At 48.7% G+C, this 263-nt stretch carries 1 protein-coding gene; it reads right to left on the bottom strand.

The window, feature by feature from the left end; genetic code table 11:
- A partial coding sequence (locus V0R37_RS22460; protein ID WP_420376604.1) for an FAD-dependent oxidoreductase occupies positions 1 to 169 on the bottom strand: 169 nt, incomplete at its 3' end.
- Between the last annotated feature and the right edge of the window lie 94 nt (positions 170 to 263).

Raw genomic sequence — 263 nt, 5'->3', positions numbered from 1 at the left:
CGTAATTGGTAAAATTACATCGCCCGCCACCGGAAATTAAAATTTTCCGGCCCGGTTTTTTGGCGTGATCCATCACTAATACTTGACGACCACGCTGCGCCGCTTGCGCCGCACACATTAACCCTGCGGCACCAGCACCAATGACAATCACGTCTACTTGTTCACTCATCCACTACTCTCACGGGAATAAAAAAAGGATGTGCGACCAGCACATCCTTACTAGGGTGACTATTCTAACGATAAACGTCTGGCTTGCCAATCCA

Origin of the sequence: Pollutimonas rozaliensis (genome assembly GCF_048751585.1) — a bacterium.
GTDB lineage: Bacteria > Pseudomonadota > Gammaproteobacteria > Burkholderiales > Burkholderiaceae_B.
The sequence above is the reverse complement of the archived record's forward strand: the minus strand, read 5'-3'. Positions and strand labels throughout refer to the sequence as shown.